Consider the following 16703-nt stretch of genomic DNA (forward strand, 5'->3'; position numbering starts at 1 on the left):
CGTAATCTCACTGAGACCTTGGCCATGTTTACTCTCCTTGTGTCATGGTTGCTGGTGGCGTGCGTGCCCGGGCTGCTGATGCTCGCGGCGCTCGGCCTGGGGCGGCTCGAAAGGGAGCTTGGCCGCGAGTCGATTACGTCGACCGACGTCGACGAGTTTCTCGAACAGGCGCAGGCCATGGATATGCACACGCTGGCCCGGGAAGGGATGCCCGAAGCGCTGGAATACCTGCATCGACGCCAGGCCCAGCAACTTGCGCTGTCCCCGCCGCCCACCGGTCGCCATCGCGCCGAATCACTGCTGGCAACCGCATTCACCGATCCCCCCGCACGCGCTTTGCCGATGCGAATACACGCGCATTCAGGCGGAAATCCGCAATATGAGGCGACTAGACACGTCAATCGTGTGTAGCGTTGGCACGTTGGCCTACCTCTAGACTCGTAACCCGGGCTAGGTAGGTATCCATATCACTTCGTTGGAAAGCTGAAGAGGCAACGTGGACGAGATCCTGGCAAGGGCAGGAATCTTCCAAGGGGTTGAACCCGGCGCAGTCGCCGCACTGACCAAGCAATTACAACCCGTCGACTTCCCGCGTGGACACACCGTTTTCGCGGAAGGGGAACCAGGCGATCGGCTGTACATCATCGTCTCGGGGAAGGTCAAGATCGGTCGCCGATCACCCGATGGCCGGGAGAATCTGCTGACGATCATGGGCCCGTCGGACATGTTCGGCGAACTGTCGATCTTCGACCCGGGCCCCCGGACGTCGAGCGCCACGACGATCACCGAGGTGCGCGCGGTCTCGATGGACCGCGATGCGCTGCGCGCGTGGATCGCCGATCGGCCCGAAATCGCCGAGCAATTGCTACGGGTTCTCGCCCGACGGCTGCGTCGCACTAACAACAACCTGGCCGACCTCATCTTCACCGACGTGCCCGGCCGGGTGGCCAAGCAGCTGCTGCAGCTCGCCCAGCGTTTCGGCACCCAGGAGGGTGGGGCAATGCGGGTCACCCACGACCTGACCCAAGAGGAGATCGCCCAGCTGGTGGGCGCTTCCCGGGAGACGGTCAACAAGGCCCTCGCCGATTTCGCCCACCGCGGGTGGATCCGGCTGGAGGGTAAGAGCGTGCTGATCTCGGACTCCGAGAGGCTGGCGCGCCGAGCGAGGTAAGCGCGGGCGCAGCCCGGGCGCGACCGAGCGAGCATCCCACCCCGAGCGAGGTAAGCGCGGGCGCAGCCCGGGCGCGACCGAGCGAGCATCCCACCCCGAGCGAGGTAAGCGCGGGCGCAGCCCGGGCGCGACCGAGCGAGCATCCCACCCCGAGCGAGGTAAGCGCGGGCGCAGCCCGGGCGCGACCGAGGAGTTCACTCTCGGCGCAGATAGTCCAATTGCGCCTGTACGGACCATTCGGCGGCATCCCACAGTTTCTCGTCGACGTCGAGATAGACGTGTTCGACGATCTCGCGGGCGGTCGCTTCGCCGCCGAGGTCGCCCAGCGCCGCGCGCACCTGCTCGAGACGCTCGTGGCGGTGCGTCAGGTACCCGGTGGTGACGGATTCCAAATCAGCCAGGTCGGGGCCGTGGCCGGGCAGCACCGTGCGACGGCCCAGACCGCGCAGTCGCCGCAGTGACTCCAGGTAGTCGGCGAGGCTGCCGTCTTCGCTGTCGATGACGGTGGTGCCGCGGCCGAGCACGCTGTCGGCGGTCAGCACCGCGTCGTCGAGCACGAACGACAGCGAGTCCGCGGTGTGCCCCGGCGTCGCCATCACCTTGATCTTCAGGTTGGCGGCATCGATGACCTCACCGTCGACCAGCTCGCCGCCGAGCCCACGCAGGAATCCGCTGCCCGCCGAGCGCACGGTCGCACCGGTGAGCTCGACCAACTTGTCGATGGCGTCGGTGTGATCGCCGTGTCGGTGGCTGATCAGCACCAGGGCGACGCGCCCCAGCGAGGCGATCCGCGCGATGTGCTCGTTGTCGTCGGGTCCCGGGTCCACGATGACCAGCTCGTCGCTGCGGGGTCCGCGCAACACCCAGGTGTTGGTGCCCTCCAGCGTCAGCAGGCCAGGGTTCTCGGCCAGCAGGACCGAGGCAGTGTCGGTGACCGCCCGCAAACTGCCGTAGGCGGGATGAGTCAGCGGCTCGACTGTCTCGGTCACGGCCGTTAGCCGACCTCCACGATCAGCTCGACTTCGACCGGCGCATCCAGCGGCAGCTCGGACACACCCACCGCCGAACGTGCATGCGCGCCTTGGTCGCCGAACACCTCACCGAGCAGTTCCGAGGCCCCGTTGACGACGCCGGGCTGACCGTTGAAGCCGGGTGCCGAGGCGACGAATCCGACGACCTTGACCACCCGCACCACCGCGTCGATACCCACCAGAGAGTTCACCGCCGCCAGGGCGTTGAGCGCACACAGCCGCGCCATCGCCTTGGCGTCATCGGGATTGACGTCGGTGCCCACCTTGCCGGTGCCCGCCACCTTTCCCGCCACGATCGGCAGCTGGCCCGAGGTGTAGACCAGGTTGCCGGTGCGCACCGCGGGAACATAAGAGGCGAGTGGCGCAACCAAGTCCGGAAGTGTGACACCGAGCTGTTCAAGCCGGGCCGAAGCATTCATCCGCCGGTGTCCTCTTTACTTAGGGCGCTTCAGATAGGCGACGTGTTGCTCACCGGTCGGCCCGGGCAGCACGGCGACCAGCTCCCAACCGTCGGCGCCCCATTGGTCGAGGATCTGTTTGGTGGCGTGCGTCAGCAGCGGAACCGTGGCGTATTCCCATGGGGTCGGTTGGCTCATGACGCGAGCTTATCCGTCGGGCGTGAACCCCACGGGTCAGCCCGGTGGACCGCGATCCGACGTAGCTACCCGATTTGCGGGGGCCGCGAAGGCCTCGGGCTAGCATGCGATGGTGGAAACCACTTCTAGCGGCAACGCTGCCGTCGGCTGGCCGGCGCGACTGTCGAAGGCCCGCCTGCACTTCGTCACCGGCAAAGGCGGGACGGGCAAATCCACGATCGCGGCCGCGCTGGCACTGACCCTGGCGGCCGGCGGCCGCAAAGTCCTGCTGGTGGAGGTAGAGGGTCGCCAAGGGATTGCGCAACTCTTCGACGTTCCGCCGCTGCCCTACCAGGAGCTGCAGATCGCCACCGCCGAGCGCGGCGGTCAGGTCAACGCCCTGGCGATCGACATCGAGGCCGCGTTCCTGGAATACCTCGACATGTTCTACAACCTCGGGATCGCCGGACGGGCGATGCGCCGAATCGGTGCGATCGAGTTCGCTACGACGATCGCGCCCGGCCTGCGCGACGTGCTGCTCACCGGCAAGATCAAGGAGACGGTGGTTCGCAGGGACAAGAACAAGCTGCCGGTTTACGACGCGATAGTCGTCGACGCACCCCCGACGGGCCGCATCGCACGCTTCCTGGACGTCACCAAAGCGGTGTCCGATCTGGCCAAGGGTGGACCGGTGCACTCGCAAAGCGAGGGCGTGGTCAAGCTGCTGCACTCCGATGCGACCGCCATTCACTTGGTCACGCTGCTCGAAGCGCTGCCGGTGCAGGAGACGATGGAAGCCATCGAGGAGCTTGCCGAGATGCAACTTCCGATCGGCAGTGTGATCGTGAATCGCAACATTCCGACCTACCTCGAGCCCCGCGACCTGATTAAGGCCGCGGAGGGCGACATCGATGCCGACGCAGTGCGCGCCGGGTTGAAGACGGCTGGAATCGAGCTGGGCGACAACGACTTTGCCGGCCTACTGACCGAAACCATTCAGCACGCGACCCGGATTGCGGCACGGGCCGAGACCGCACAACAGCTCGACGCGTTGAAGGTGCCACGGCTGGAGTTGCCCGCGATCTCCGACGGTGTGGACCTCGGCAGCCTGTATGAGCTGTCGGAATCGCTTGCACAGCAAGGAGTTCGATGAGTACCACACCGAAAATCCTTGACCTGGCGTCAATTCTGGCCGATCGATCCAACCGCGTCGTGGTGTGCTGCGGCGCCGGCGGCGTGGGTAAGACGACAACCGCGGCGGCGATGGCTTTACGCGCGGCCGAATATGGCCGCACTGTGTGCGTTTTGACGATCGACCCCGCCAAACGGCTAGCGCAGGCGTTGGGAGTCAACGATCTTGGCAACACGCCACAGCGGGTGCCGCTGGCGCCCGAGGTCACCGGCGAGTTGCACGCAATGATGCTCGACATGCGGCGCACGTTCGACGAAATGGTGATCCAATATTCCGGAGGCGTTCGGGCGCAAGCGATTTTGGACAACCAGTTTTACCAGACGGTCGCCACCTCTCTCGCCGGAACACAGGAGTACATGGCGATGGAGAAGCTCGGCCAGCTGCTGAGCGAGGACCGCTGGGACCTGGTGGTGGTGGACACTCCCCCGTCACGCAATGCACTCGACTTCCTGGACGCGCCGAAACGTCTGGGTAGCTTCATGGACAGCCGACTGTGGCGGCTGTTGCTCGCCCCGGGCCGCGGCATCGGCAAATTGGTCACCGGCGCAATGGGTTTGGCGATGAAGGCGCTCTCGACGGTCCTCGGTTCGCAGATGCTGGGCGACGCGGCGGCCTTCGTGCAGTCACTGGACGCCACTTTCGGCGGCTTCCGCGAGAAGGCGGACCGCACCTACGCGCTGTTGAAAAGGCGTGGCACCCAGTTCGTGGTGGTGTCGGCGGCCGAACCCGACGCGCTTCGTGAGGCGTCCTTCTTCGTCGACCGGCTCTCGCAAGAGAGCATGCCGCTGGCGGGGCTGATCTTGAACCGAACCCATCCCCTGCTGTGCGCACTGCCGGTGGAGCGGGCCATCGACGGCATCGAGTCGCTGAAGTCTGATACGGACTCCGATGCCGCATCGCTGGCCACGGCGGTGCTCCAGATTCACGCCGACCGGGGCCAGACCGCCAAGCGAGAGGTCCGACTGCTGTCCCGATTCACCGGCGCCAATCCACACGTGCCGGTCGTGGGCGTTCCGTCGCTGCCGTTCGACGTTTCGGATCTGGAAGCCCTGCGTGCGCTCGCCGATCAAATCACCGCGGCCGGCGACGACACGGCCCGCGCAGCGGATCGCTGAGCACAAGCGAAGGAAACGCTCGTTGAGGGCGATCCGGCCCGCTCAGCGGCGCGAGACGGCCAGTTCAACTACGCCGCTGAGCGGCCGCCAAAAATTGTGCTGGGTGACAACGATGGGACCCGAACCCCGGCAAATCGGCGAATTGCCGTCTGGGACAAGCTAGTTGGCGCGAGAATCGCTATTGCACATGCGCTGAATCCAACTCGCGCTGTAACAGTTCTGTAATAGTAAGTTTCGGTCTACCAGTGCGCCGCCGCGATGCGGCGCACCCGCTGTCGAAGCGTCAGCTGATACCGCGATTGCGGCGCTTGTCGAAGAAGTCGGACCACGAAACGACCTCGGGATGCTGCTTGAGCAATGCCCGGCGCTGCCGCTCGGTCATACCGCCCCACACGCCGAACTCCACCTTGTTGTCCAGCGCGTCGGCGCCGCATTCCTGCATTACCGGGCAGTGCCGGCAGATCACCGCGGCCTTACGCTGGGCGGCGCCCCGTACGAAGAGTTCGTCGGGGTCAGTGGTCCGGCATAACGCTTGGGACACCCAGGCAATTCGTTCTTCAGCATCAACACTGTGCAGCACCCCCTGTGCCGCCGCAATGTTGGTTCGGCGTGCCGCCGGTCGTGTTCCTGACACGAGCTGTTCCCTTCCTCCCGGTCGCTATTAACGACCGCCCTCCTCGGGTAGCAGATCAACGTTGCGATCTACACCACACTGTGCTGATCGGTGTTACCTGAATCTCACCGTCTGTATAAGTTAGGTGGTCAGCTGCCAATTGCGCAACAGTCTGATAACGCTTTTTTTGGGACGGGCGTGCCGTCTTGCCGTTGAGCGTAGGCGGAATCATGGGATCGAGTACCCCTTTTGGGTAGCTGATATGTAACGCGATCGAGAACATCCCATCCCGATTGACAGCAAAGTTGCAGGTCACGCGTTCTAGATCCGCTGTACGGATCGACGGCGCGTCGCGCGACAACGGCCGGTTACTGTAGTACGCATGTCAGACCGCCCCCCGGCAGCTCTCACGATTCTCAAGCTGGCTGGCTGCTGCCTGCTGGCGAGCGTGGTCGCCACGGCGCTGCTGTTCCCGGTGGCCGGTGGGCTGGGACTGATGTCCAACCGGGCCTCCGAGGTGGTCGCCAACGGCTCGGCACAACTTCTCGAGGGGCAGGTGCCCGCCGTCTCGACGATGGTGGACGCGAAGGGCAACACCATCGCGTGGCTATACGAGCAGCGCCGGTTCGAGGTGCCCACCGACAAAATCGCTAACACGATGAAGCTGGCGATCGTCTCGATCGAGGACAAGCGGTTCGCCGAGCACAACGGGGTGGACTGGAAGGGCACGCTGACCGGGCTGGCGGGCTATGCGTCCGGCGACGTCGACACCCGAGGGGGTTCGACGATCGAGCAGCAGTACATCAAGAACTACCAACTATTGGTGACCGCGAAGACCGACGCCGAAAAGCGCGCGGCCGTCGAAACCACCCCGGCCCGCAAGCTGCGCGAGATCCGGATGGCGCTCACGCTCGACAAGACGTTCACCAAGCCGGAGATCCTCACCCGCTACCTGAACCTCGTCTCCTTTGGGAACGGCTCGTTCGGCGTGCAGGACGCGGCGCAGACCTACTTCGGTATCAATGCGTCGGATCTGAACTGGCAGCAGGCGGCGCTACTGGCGGGCATGGTGCAGTCGACCAGCACACTGAATCCCTACACCAACCCCGACGGTGCCCTGGCCCGGCGGAACCTGGTGCTCGACACGATGATTCAGAACCTGCCGCAGGAGACCGACGCGCTGCGCGCCGCCAAGGCGACGCCGCTGGGGATCTTGCCGCAGCCCAACGAGCTGCCGCGCGGTTGCATCGCCGCCGGTGACCGCGCCTTCTTCTGTGACTACGTCCAGGAGTACCTGTCGCGCGCCGGCATCAGTAAGGAACAGGTGGCCAGGGGCGGCTATCTGATCCGCACGACGCTGGACCCCGACGTGCAGATCCCGGTCAAGAGCGCGATCGACAAGTTCGCCAGCCCGACTCTGCCCGGTATCTCGAGCGTGATGAGCGTCATCAAGCCGGGCAAGGATTCGCACAAGGTGATGGCCATGGCCAGCAACCGCACCTACGGACTCGACGTCGACGCGGGCCAGACCATGCGCCCGCAGCCCTTCTCGCTCGTCGGCGACGGCGCGGGGTCGGTGTTCAAGATCTTCACCACCGCCGCCGCGCTCGACATGGGGATGGGCATCAACGCCACCCTGGAGGTGCCGCCGCGGTTCCAGTCCAAGGGCCTGGGTAGTGGTGGCGCCAAGGGCTGCCCCAAGGACACCTGGTGTGTGGTCAACGCGGGTAACTACCGCGGGTCGATGAACGTCACCGAGGCGCTGGCCACCTCGCCCAACACCGCGTTCGCCAAGCTGATCTCGCAGGTGGGGGTGACGCGCACGGTCGACATGGCGGTCAAGCTCGGGCTGCGGTCCTACGCCGACCCCGGCACGGCCCGTGACTACAACCCCGACAGCAACGAAAGCCTGGCCGATTTCGTCAAGCGGCAGAACATTGGATCGTTCACCCTCGGCCCGATCGAGGTGAACGCCCTGGAGCTGTCGAATGTCGCGGCCACGCTGGCCTCGGGCGGTGTGTGGTGCCCGCCCAACCCGATCGACAAGCTGATCGACCGCAACGGCAACGAAGTCGCGGTGACCACCCAGACCTGCGATCAGGTGGTGCCCGAGGGGCTGGCCAACACCCTGGCCAACGCGATGAGCAAGGACGCCACCGGCGGCGGCACCGCGGCCGGTTCGGCCGGCGCCGCGGGCTGGGACCTGCCGATGTCGGGTAAGACCGGCACCACCGAGGCCCACCGCTCTTCCGGGTTCGTCGGATTCACCAGCCGCTACGCCGCGGCTAACTACATCTACGACGACTCCACCTCGCCGACGGATCTGTGTTCGGCCCCGTTGCGGCACTGCGGCGAGGGCGACCTGTATGGCGGTAACGAGCCCGCGCGGACCTGGTTCACCGCCATGAAACCAATCGCCACCAGCTTCGGCGACATCAAGTTGCCGCCGACGGATCCGCGCTACGTCGAGGGTTCGCCCGGCTCGCGGGTGCCGAGCGTGGCCGGCATGGACGTCGACGCGGCACGCTCTCGCCTGAAGGAGGCCGGCTTCCAGGTAGCCGACCAGCCCAACTCGGTCAACAGCACCGCGAAGTTGGGCGAGGTGGTCGGGACATCGCCGTCGGGCAACACGATCCCAGGCTCGGTCGTCACGATTCAGGTCAGCAACGGCATCCCACCGGCCCCGCCTCCGCCGCCGGACGGTGCGCCGCTGCCGGTCGGCTCTCAGGTCGTGGAAATTCCGGGTCTGCCGCCGATCACCATTCCGCTGCTGGCGCCGCCACCACCGCCCGGACAGCCGCCGCCATAGGCGCGCAAGACGCTCCTGAGGCCCCAACCAGCAGTAGGCTGCGTACATGGCTGATGTTTTGCCCGCTCTGATCCGCACCGGCGCCGTCGCGCTGGGTTCGACGGTCGCCGGCATTGGTTACGCCGCGGTCGTTGAGCGCAACGCCTTCGTCCTGCGCGAGATAACCATGCCCGTGTTGTCGCCGGGTTCCACGCCGCTGCGCGTACTGCATATCAGCGATCTGCACATGATGCCCAACCAGCGCCGCAAGCAGGCCTGGCTGCGCGAGCTGTCCGGCTGGGAGCCCGACCTGGTGGTCAACACCGGTGATAACCTGGCGCATCCCAAAGCGGTCCCCGCGGTCATCCAGGCGCTGGGCGATCTGCTGTCGCGGCCGGGTGTCTTCGTCTTCGGCAGCAACGACTACTTCGGGCCGCGGCTGAAGAACCCGCTGAACTACCTGACCAACCCGTCCCACCGGATCAAGGGCGAGCCGCTGCCCTGGCAGGATCTGCGAGCGGTGTTCACCGAGCGTGGCTGGCTTGACCTCACCCACACGCGCCGCGAGTTCGAAGTGGCCGGCCTGCACCTCGCCGCGGCCGGCGTGGACGACCCACACATCGACCGCGACCGCTACGAGACGATCGCGGGGCCGGCCAGCCCGGCGGCGAATCTGCGACTGGGCCTGGTGCACTCCCCTGAGCCGCGCGTGCTGGATCGCTTCGCCGCCGACGGCTACCAGCTGGTGATGGCCGGGCACACGCACGGCGGGCAGCTGTGCCTGCCGTTCTACGGCGCACTAGTGACCAACTGCGGCCTGGACCGCACCCGGGCCAAGGGGCCGTCGCGCTGGGGAGCCAACATGCAGTTGCATGTCTCCGCGGGACTAGGCACCTCCCCGTTCGCGCCGGTGCGGTTCTGCTGCCGGCCGGAAGCGACCCTGCTGACGTTGATCGCCGCTCCGATGGGTGGGCGGGATTCCAGCAGCAACCTGGGTCGCTCACGCCCCGCGGCATCCCTGCGTTGAACGATCGGACCCAGACCGCGGGCCGCAGCCTGTCCCGCAGCTGGACCGACAATGCGATCCGGCTGATCGAGGCCGATGCCCGGCGCAGCGCCGACACCCACCTGTTGCGCTACCCGCTGCCGTCGGCCTGGGGCACGGACGTCGACATCGCGCTGTACCTCAAGGACGAGTCGACGCACATCACCGGCAGCCTCAAGCACCGGCTGGCGCGCTCGTTGTTTCTGTATGCCCTGTGCAACGGATGGATCGGCGAGGGCACCACGGTCGTCGAGGCGTCGTCGGGTTCGACGGCGATCTCCGAGGCGTACTTCGCGTCGCTGCTGGGCCTGCCGTTCGTCGCCGTGATGACGGAGAGTACCAGCTCCGCCAAGGTGGCTCTGATCGAATCACAAGGCGGCCGTTGCCATTTCGTGCAGAATTCCAGCGAGGTGTACGACGAGGCGCAGCGCGTCGCCCGCCAGACCGGCGGCCACTACATGGACCAGTTCACCAACGCCGAGCGGGCCACCGACTGGCGCGGCAACAACAACATCGCCGAATCGATCTTCGCGCAGATGCGCGACGAGAAGTACCCGATCCCAGCCTGGATCGTCGTCGGCGCGGGCACCGGCGGAACCAGCGCGACGATCGGGCGCTACATCCGCTACCGGCGCCACGCGACCGGCCTGTGCGTCGTCGACCCGGAGAACTCCGCGTTCTTCCCCGCGTATGCCGGGCGGCGCTACGACCTCGTGCTGCAGACGTCGTCCCGGATCGAGGGGATCGGGCGGCCGCGGGTCGAGCCGTCGTTTCTGCCCGACGTGGTGGACCGCATGGTCGCGGTGCCCGATGCCGCGTCGATCGCCGCGGCCCGTCACGTCAGTGCCGTGCTGGGACGGCGGGTGGGGCCGTCGACCGGAACCAATCTGTGGGGCGCCTTCGGACTGCTGGCCGAGATGGTCGCCGCGGGTCGCAGTGGCTCAGTCGTCACGCTGATCGCCGACAGCGGCGACCGCTACGCCGACACCTATTTCAGTGACGCATGGGTCGCCGCGCAGGGGCTCGATCTCACCGGTCCGGCCGCGGCGCTGGTCGACTTCGAGCGCAACACCAGCTGGACCTAGCTCGGGGGCCCGCTGCCAGCGGTTTGGGCAGTCGGCGGGCAGGTGCGATAGGCTGTCGAGGCTTCAAGCGGGGTGTGGCGCAGCTTGGTAGCGCGCTTCGTTCGGGACGAAGAGGCCGTGGGTTCAAATCCCGCCACCCCGACCAGTTTTGCGGCTGGCACTTCCTAAGCGTTGACTCAGCGACTCCTAGGTACCTTCGGGCGCCATGAGTCAGATGCTGCCTTCCATCGCCCTTCGCACGCCCCGCCGGATGCTCAGCAAGGTCCCTGAGGTCACCGTGTGGTTCTGGGTGATCAAGATCCTGTGCACCACCGTCGGGGAGAGTTTCGCCGACTGGATCAGTACGACGGTGGGCCTCGGCCTCAGCGTGACGGCACTGATCTTCACCGTCGCCCTGGGCATCGTTTTGGCCTTCCAGTTGATCCTCGACCGCTATCTGCCGATCGTCTACTGGCTGGCGGTCGTGGTGCTGAGCATCACCGGCACGCTCTACACCGACCTGCTGACCGACAAGCTGCACGTGCCGCTGGCGGTCAGCACGGCGGTGTTCGCGACGATATTGGCCGTTGTCTTCGGCGTTTGGTATGCCCGGGAGCGCACGCTGTCGATCCACAGCATCGTCACGACGCCGCGCGAGTTGTGCTACTGGCTCGCGGTGCTGGTCACCTTCGCCCTGGGTACTGCCGTCGGCGACTGGACGTTACAGCTCACCGGCTGGGGGCCGGGCACCTCGGTGCTGCTGCCGGCCGCCCTGATCGCCTCGATCGCGATCGGCTGGCGGGTGGGCGCCAACCCGGTGCTGTCCTTCTGGCTGGCCTACATCCTGACCCGCCCACTGGGCGCCAACCTCGGCGACTGGCTGGCCTCCCCATCGGCCAGCCACGGTCTGGGTTGGGGGACCGCGATCACCAGCGCGATCTTCTTGGCCGCGATTCTCGTCACCGTCGGGTACCTGATGGTCAGCCGCAGCGATGTCATCGATGACGAAAACCCAACCCGCGCAACGACTGTCACGACCAACCCGACCCGCGAGCGGCTGATGCTCGGCTATTACACGGCGGCGGCGGTTGCTACCGGCGCACTGCTGCTCTGGAGTGCCCACGGTCATGCCGACGGCCCCGAGAGCGACGAAGAATTGGATTCGGCCACCGCTGCCACGATCACCGCGCCTGCCCAGCCGGGACAACCGGCCGCGGCTTTCCCGCCGGCCGAGGTCGCCAAATTCCGGTCCATCACGCAGGACACGCTGTCCAAATTGCGGGCCGGCGATCAGGCCGGCGCCAAGGCGCGAATCACGGACCTGGAAACCGCATGGGATGACGACGAACCGAAGCTCAAGCCGATGAACCAAAGCGCGTGGCACACCCTCGACAAGCAGATCGACGGTGCACTGGCGGCCTTGCGGGCACCGATGCCCAACCCGGCCACCGAGAAGCAGCTAGTGACCGCATTGTTGAGCGCGCTGCAGTAGTACGGTCCGTGCTGATGGCACATTCAGGCAGGAAGCCGAGGTTGCTGCACCCGCGAGCGTGGAGCATCTCGGCGCGCTCGGCAGTGGTGTCGGCGACGGTCAGCCTGGTGGCACTGACGATGGCCGGTGCGATCCTGCTATTGGTGTTGTATTTCGCGTTGATTTCTGCCGCCGACGACGCCGCGGCGAGTCGGCTGCGCGACATCGCCAGGACGCTGCAGTCGGAGACCACTCCGGACCTCGATCCGCCCCTGCTGGCCACCGACCAACGCATCGTCGCCGTCCAGATCCTCGACGGCGCCGGCCATTCGGTGGCCTCGTCGAGCTCCACGCCTGAGCCGCCGATGCTGGCGCTCAACGCGATTGGAAGCACCCCGCGGATCGGAATCACGGGCGCCGAGGTGCGGATGCACGACGTCCGGGTGGCCGGACAGTCGCTCGAGACGCCGACCGGTCGCTACTTCGTACTCGTCGGGGCCGGCACCGACGACATGGAAAGCACCGTCTTGACGGTGGCGATCGGGCTGGCCGCGGCCGCGCCATTGGTGATCGCGGCGGCGGGCGTGGCCACCTACCTTCTGGTGCGACGGTCGCTGGGTTCGGTGGAAGCGATTCGCTCCCGGGTTGCCGATATCAGCGCGTCCGATCTCACCGAGCGAGTGCCGGTGCCAGCCCAACGCGACGAGATCTTTACGCTGGCGACAACGATGAACCAGATGCTGTCGCGCCTCGAATCCAGCCAAGCCGCCCAGCGCCGGTTCGTCGCCGATGCGTCCCATGAACTGCGTAGCCCGCTGTCGACGGTGATCTCGGCGCTCGAGGTCGGCGTCGCCCACCCCGAGTTGCTCGACGACCGGCTCGCCGTCGACACGCTGCTGCCCGAAGCGCGCCGGATGCAGGCGTTGGTCGAGGACCTGCTGCTGTTGGCCCGCGCCGACGAACGCGGCCTGGCGCTGCGCCGCACCGACACCGACATCGACGATCTGGCCGTCGCCGAGGTCAGCCGGCTGCGCCGCGAGACGGCGCTGGACGTGCATGCCGAACTTGCTCCGACGCGGTTGGTCGGTGACGCGAGCGCACTGGCACGCGTGCTGCGCAACCTGCTCGACAACGCGGCGCGACATGCGACCTCGCGAGTGGAGGTGGCGGTGCGGTCCGAACACTCTCAGGCGTGGCTGACCGTCGCCGACGACGGTCCGGGGATCGCGCCGGTCGACCGGCTGCGCGTGTTCGAGCGGTTCGTGCGCCTGGACACCGACCGATCCCGCAGCGGCGGCGGCACCGGACTCGGGCTGGCCATCGTGTTCGAAATCGTGGCCGCGCACGGCGGCAGCGTGCGCATCGACGACCGCCCTGGCGGCGGCACCGCGGTGGTCGTTCAGCTGCCGCTGGGCACCGCGACGTCGGCGTCCTCGCCGGCCTCCAGCCGATAGCCGACCCCGCGCACCGTCGCAATTGTGTTGGTGCCGAACGGGAGATCGATCTTTCGCCGCACATAGAAGACGTAGACCTCGACGAGGTTGTCATCACCGGAGAAGTGCGGATCCCAGACGTTGTGCAGGATGTCGGTCTTGCTCACCACCGTGCCCTTGTTGCGCATCAGGTAGTGCAGCAGTCCGTACTCGCGCGGTGTCAGCGCGATCGTGTCGTCGTTGCGACGCACGATGCGCCGCGCCGGATCCAGCGACAAGGTGCCCGCGGTCAACACGACCGGCCGCTCGGGGGCACCGCGCCGAACCAACGCCCGCAGCCGCGCGACCAGCACGATGAACGAAAAGGGTTTGGTCAGATAGTCGTCCGCGCCCAGATCGAACGCGTCGGCCTGCTCGTAGTCGCCGTCCTTGGCGGTGAGCATCAACACCGGCGTCCACACCTGGGCCGCGCGCATGCGGCGAACGACCTCGTAGCCGCTGATCCCGGGCAACATGATGTCCAAGATGATCACGTCGAAACGGTGCTCGGTGGCCTCCCACAACCCGTCGTTACCGTTGTCGGCAGTGGTCACCACGCATCCCTCGGCGCGCAAGCCCATCGTCAGCGTCGCGGCCAGCCGCGGCTCGTCCTCGACGATCAGCACCTTCACCCGCCCCGCCCCTTCTCATCGTGGCGTCGCGGATCCCCGCGGCAAGCCCACTTGACCACGGTGGCACGAGAACGCTGAGAAACCACTGAGGAGGTTCTCATCGTCATGCACACAGCTGACCCATACGGAATCTCAGCGTCTTCTCAACTCGGCTCAGCAACGATAGGAATAACTTACGCGGTCCGCACATCGACAGGTGATCATCCATGAGTGACATGACGAAGCATGCGTTAAGCAAGGTACCGGCGGTCACCCTTGGTTTTTGGGTCATCAAGGTGCTGGCCACGACGCTGGGCGAGACGGGCGGCGACACCGTCACGATGACGCTGGATTGGGGATATCTGGCCGGCGTGGCCCTGTTCGGCGGCACGCTGATCGCACTGGTCGTCGCACAGATTTTGGCCAAGCGGTTCCACGCGGTTCTGTACTGGCTCACGATCGTGGCCTCGACGACATTCGGCACCGTGTTGGCCGACTTCGCCGACCGCTCGCTCGGGATCGGGTACGCGGGCGGCTCGCTCCTGCTGTTGTTCCTCCTGTTGGCCACCCTCGGACTCTGGCATTGGTCGCAGGGGACGGTGTCGGTGAATACCGTGTCGACGCCGAAAGTCGAAGCCTTCTACTGGGCCACCATCACCTTTTCGCAGACCCTGGGCACCGCGCTCGGCGATTGGCTCGCCGACGACGGGGGGCTCGGGTACGAGGGCGGTGCGCTGGTGTTCGGCGTCGCGTTGCTGGTGGTCGCGGGCCTCTATTTCTGGACGAGCATTTCGCGCGTCACCCTGTTCTGGCTGGCTTTCATCCTGACCCGACCCCTTGGTGCGACCGTCGGCGATTTCCTCGACAAGCCCGTCGATCACGGCGGCCTGAACCTGAGCCGCCCGCTCGCCTCGGCGGTACTCGCGGGCGTCATCATCGTTTTGCTGATCGTGTTGCCGCAACGGCCGGGCCGACATCCCGGCTCCGACTCTGGCTCACGGCAAGACGCCGAGCCGGCGGAATCAGATGCGACGGCGGATTAGTTCCCGCCGCCACCGGCATCGAGGAGTTCGGGGCAGTAAGCACTCGCTGCAGCGTGGGCGAACCGAGCCGCTTTGGCCATGGTGAAGGCCGGGTTGAGATCCTTGATGTCCCGGACAATGTCAAGCTGCGAAGTCCCCGAGTTAGCCAAGTCGCACACCTTTTGACCCGCCTTGATCGCGCGGTCCGGGCTCTGATAGGTGATCCCTGCGTTGCTCAGCGCGGCGAGAAACGCATCGTCAGCGGGATCGGCGTGAGCGGGTGCGGACAGGCCGACCATCGCGATGACGCTGGCCAGCAGCGGGAGGGCTTTCATCTGTCCCCTAACCCGCGGCCGGTGGACGCCCGATGACGCGGGGGCGGAACCCGTAGATCGGATCGGCGAATTCGTCTTCATGCGAACCGGCAAGCGGCAGCCCCGGCATGCCCACTGCCCCAACGTCTTCCATCACCATCGGGGTGGCGGCGCCAAAGCCGTGGTAGGCCCCGGCCCCGATCCGAGTGGTCGTGGCGACCGTGCTGACCGCTACCCCGGCGCCGGTCCAACCGGGCGGGGTCGATAGGGCCCCCACCAGGCTGGCCTCCCCGAGGGTCGCCGAGGCTGCCGCGCCGGGCAGGCTCGTCGTCGCCGACACAGGTGCACTGGCAAGGCCGGCGGCCAGATCCTGCAGCCCCGACGTGGTTGCGCCTACGGCGCCCAGGCCGTTGATCGTCACCGCCGAATCGATGAATGACGTCGGGTTCAGAATTCCGTTGGTGGTGAAGGCGTTTGACAGGCCCGAGACGGAGGCGTTGTTCAGGAATGCCCCGATCAGGTTCTGGTTGGAGTTGCTGAAAAGGTTCATGATGCCGGCAAGGCCCTCGGTGGACGTATTCGAGTTGGGCGAAAGACCAAGCCAATCCCAGATACTGGTCGCAGCCGGTGCCGCCACGGCATTGTCGACCGCGTCGGCCTGCAGGGCCGCCCCGATCGCGGCGGTGTCCGACTGCGGTGGGCGCAACGGCATCATCTCGCTGGCCGCGCGCGACGCGCTGGTGTAGCCGATCATTGCCGAGGCATCCTGTGCCCACATCTCGCCGTACTGGGCTTCGGTGGCCGCGATCGCCGACGTGTTTTGGCCGAAGATGTTGCTTGCCAACAGGTTTGATTGCAATATGCGGTTGGCCGCGACGACCTGCGGGGGCACCGTCGCGGCAAAGGCTGCCTCATATGCGGCGGCCGCCGCGTTGGCCTGCGCGCCGGCTCGCTCGGCCGCCGCCGCGGTGGTCTGCAGCCACGCGACGTAGGGTTGGACCGACGCAGCCATCTTCGCCGAAGCCGGGCCCAGCCATCCCTCACTAACCAGCGAGCTGATGACGGCATCGTAACTATCTGCTGCGGAACGTAATTCGGCAGCCGTCGCATTCCATGCGGCCGCGGCCGCCAGCATTGATCCGGCCCCGGGGCCAGCGTACATCTTCGCCGAGTTGACTTCCGGCGGTAACGCCCCGAAATTCAGCATGACAATTTCTCC

The 16703-nt window shown here is 66.4% G+C and carries 17 protein-coding genes and 1 tRNA gene; 11 read left to right on the forward strand and 7 right to left on the reverse strand.

Annotated features, from left to right (window positions below):
• Positions 1 to 24 precede the first annotated feature (24 nt).
• Entirely contained in the window at positions 25 to 411 is a 387-nt protein-coding gene (locus MJO58_RS25670) for a hypothetical protein (RefSeq protein ID WP_090607506.1), read from the forward strand.
• 85 nt (positions 412 to 496) lie between these two features.
• A complete protein-coding gene (gene crp / locus MJO58_RS25675; RefSeq protein ID WP_044508824.1) occupies positions 497 to 1171 on the forward strand; it encodes a cAMP-activated global transcriptional regulator CRP in 675 nt (224 codons plus the stop codon).
• Positions 1172 to 1365: 194 nt separating this feature from the next.
• On the opposite strand, the gene MJO58_RS25680 is transcribed toward crp, so the two are convergent.
• Genes MJO58_RS25680 through sp36 form a run of 3 tightly spaced genes read right to left on the reverse strand, consistent with a single transcriptional unit; the run spans position 1366 to position 2798 of the window.
• Complete coding sequence (locus MJO58_RS25680) at positions 1366 to 2160, reverse strand: MBL fold metallo-hydrolase (RefSeq protein WP_090607509.1); 795 nt, start codon at positions 2158 to 2160, stop codon at positions 1366 to 1368.
• 5 nt (positions 2161 to 2165) lie between these two features.
• The gene (locus tag MJO58_RS25685; protein ID WP_090607512.1) at positions 2166 to 2621 is read right to left on the reverse strand and encodes a RidA family protein; all 456 of its coding nucleotides are present in this window, start codon (positions 2619 to 2621) and stop codon (positions 2166 to 2168) included.
• Between the two features lie 15 nt (positions 2622 to 2636).
• On the reverse strand, positions 2637 to 2798 hold the full coding sequence (sp36, locus tag MJO58_RS25690) for a Sp36 family protein (protein WP_090607515.1): 162 nt from the start codon (positions 2796 to 2798) through the stop codon (positions 2637 to 2639).
• A 109-nt stretch (positions 2799 to 2907) separates the two neighbouring features.
• Between sp36 and bagA the strand changes: the two genes are divergently transcribed.
• Both bagA and bagB read left to right on the forward strand, forming a co-directional pair.
• Complete coding sequence (gene bagA, locus MJO58_RS25695) at positions 2908 to 3930, forward strand: ATPase BagA (RefSeq protein WP_090607518.1); 1023 nt, start codon at positions 2908 to 2910, stop codon at positions 3928 to 3930.
• Positions 3927 to 5084 (forward strand): ATPase BagB, encoded by a 1158-nt coding sequence (gene bagB / locus MJO58_RS25700; protein WP_239721392.1) that lies wholly within the window; start codon positions 3927 to 3929, stop codon positions 5082 to 5084. The genes bagA and bagB overlap by 4 nt, the downstream gene beginning before the upstream one ends.
• Before the next feature lie 283 nt (positions 5085 to 5367).
• Here bagB and MJO58_RS25705 read toward each other — a convergent pair whose 3' ends face one another.
• Complete coding sequence (locus MJO58_RS25705; protein ID WP_090607523.1) at positions 5368 to 5718, reverse strand: WhiB family transcriptional regulator; 351 nt, start codon at positions 5716 to 5718, stop codon at positions 5368 to 5370.
• 361 nt (positions 5719 to 6079) lie between these two features.
• Here MJO58_RS25705 and ponA2 point away from each other — a divergent pair, with 361 nt between their 5' ends.
• The 6 genes from ponA2 to MJO58_RS25735 all read left to right on the forward strand — a co-directional run bounded on the left by ponA2 (position 6080) and on the right by MJO58_RS25735 (position 13519).
• Entirely contained in the window at positions 6080 to 8506 is a 2427-nt protein-coding gene (gene ponA2, locus MJO58_RS25710) for a transglycosylase/D,D-transpeptidase PonA2 (RefSeq protein ID WP_090607526.1), read from the forward strand.
• A gap of 46 nt (positions 8507 to 8552) precedes the next feature.
• A complete protein-coding gene (locus tag MJO58_RS25715; protein WP_090607529.1) occupies positions 8553 to 9512 on the forward strand; it encodes a metallophosphoesterase in 960 nt (319 codons plus the stop codon).
• The gene (cds1, locus tag MJO58_RS25720) at positions 9509 to 10615 is read left to right on the forward strand and encodes an L-cysteine desulfhydrase Cds1 (RefSeq protein ID WP_217493149.1); all 1107 of its coding nucleotides are present in this window, start codon (positions 9509 to 9511) and stop codon (positions 10613 to 10615) included. Before MJO58_RS25715 ends, cds1 begins: the two co-directional genes overlap by 4 nt.
• Positions 10616 to 10683: 68 nt before the next feature.
• A tRNA-Pro gene (locus MJO58_RS25725) sits at positions 10684 to 10760 on the forward strand.
• Between the two features lie 60 nt (positions 10761 to 10820).
• On the forward strand, positions 10821 to 12086 hold the full coding sequence (locus MJO58_RS25730; RefSeq protein WP_239721393.1) for a COG4705 family protein: 1266 nt from the start codon (positions 10821 to 10823) through the stop codon (positions 12084 to 12086).
• Between the two features lie 14 nt (positions 12087 to 12100).
• Positions 12101 to 13519, forward strand: coding sequence for a sensor histidine kinase (locus MJO58_RS25735; RefSeq protein WP_239721394.1), 1419 nt, complete (start codon positions 12101 to 12103; stop codon positions 13517 to 13519).
• Here the strand turns inward: MJO58_RS25735 and MJO58_RS25740 are convergent.
• On the reverse strand, positions 13465 to 14169 hold the full coding sequence (locus MJO58_RS25740) for a response regulator transcription factor (protein WP_239721395.1): 705 nt from the start codon (positions 14167 to 14169) through the stop codon (positions 13465 to 13467). The two genes, MJO58_RS25735 and MJO58_RS25740, sit on opposite strands and share 55 nt — an antisense overlap.
• 206 nt (positions 14170 to 14375) lie before the next feature.
• On the opposite strand from MJO58_RS25740, the gene MJO58_RS25745 reads away from it, so the two are divergent.
• Positions 14376 to 15191 (forward strand): COG4705 family protein, encoded by an 816-nt coding sequence (locus tag MJO58_RS25745; protein ID WP_090607538.1) that lies wholly within the window; start codon positions 14376 to 14378, stop codon positions 15189 to 15191.
• On the opposite strand, the gene MJO58_RS25750 is transcribed toward MJO58_RS25745, so the two are convergent.
• Together MJO58_RS25750 and MJO58_RS25755 are read right to left on the reverse strand one after the other, a co-directional pair.
• On the reverse strand, positions 15188 to 15505 hold the full coding sequence (locus MJO58_RS25750) for a DUF732 domain-containing protein (RefSeq protein WP_090607541.1): 318 nt from the start codon (positions 15503 to 15505) through the stop codon (positions 15188 to 15190). The genes MJO58_RS25745 and MJO58_RS25750 overlap by 4 nt on opposite strands.
• A gap of 7 nt (positions 15506 to 15512) precedes the next feature.
• The gene (locus MJO58_RS25755; protein WP_276553180.1) at positions 15513 to 16691 is read right to left on the reverse strand and encodes a PPE family protein; all 1179 of its coding nucleotides are present in this window, start codon (positions 16689 to 16691) and stop codon (positions 15513 to 15515) included.
• Positions 16692 to 16703: the final 12 nt, after the last annotated feature.

It is taken from the genome of Mycobacterium lentiflavum, assembly GCF_022374895.2.
Classification (GTDB): domain Bacteria; phylum Actinomycetota; class Actinomycetes; order Mycobacteriales; family Mycobacteriaceae; genus Mycobacterium; species Mycobacterium lentiflavum.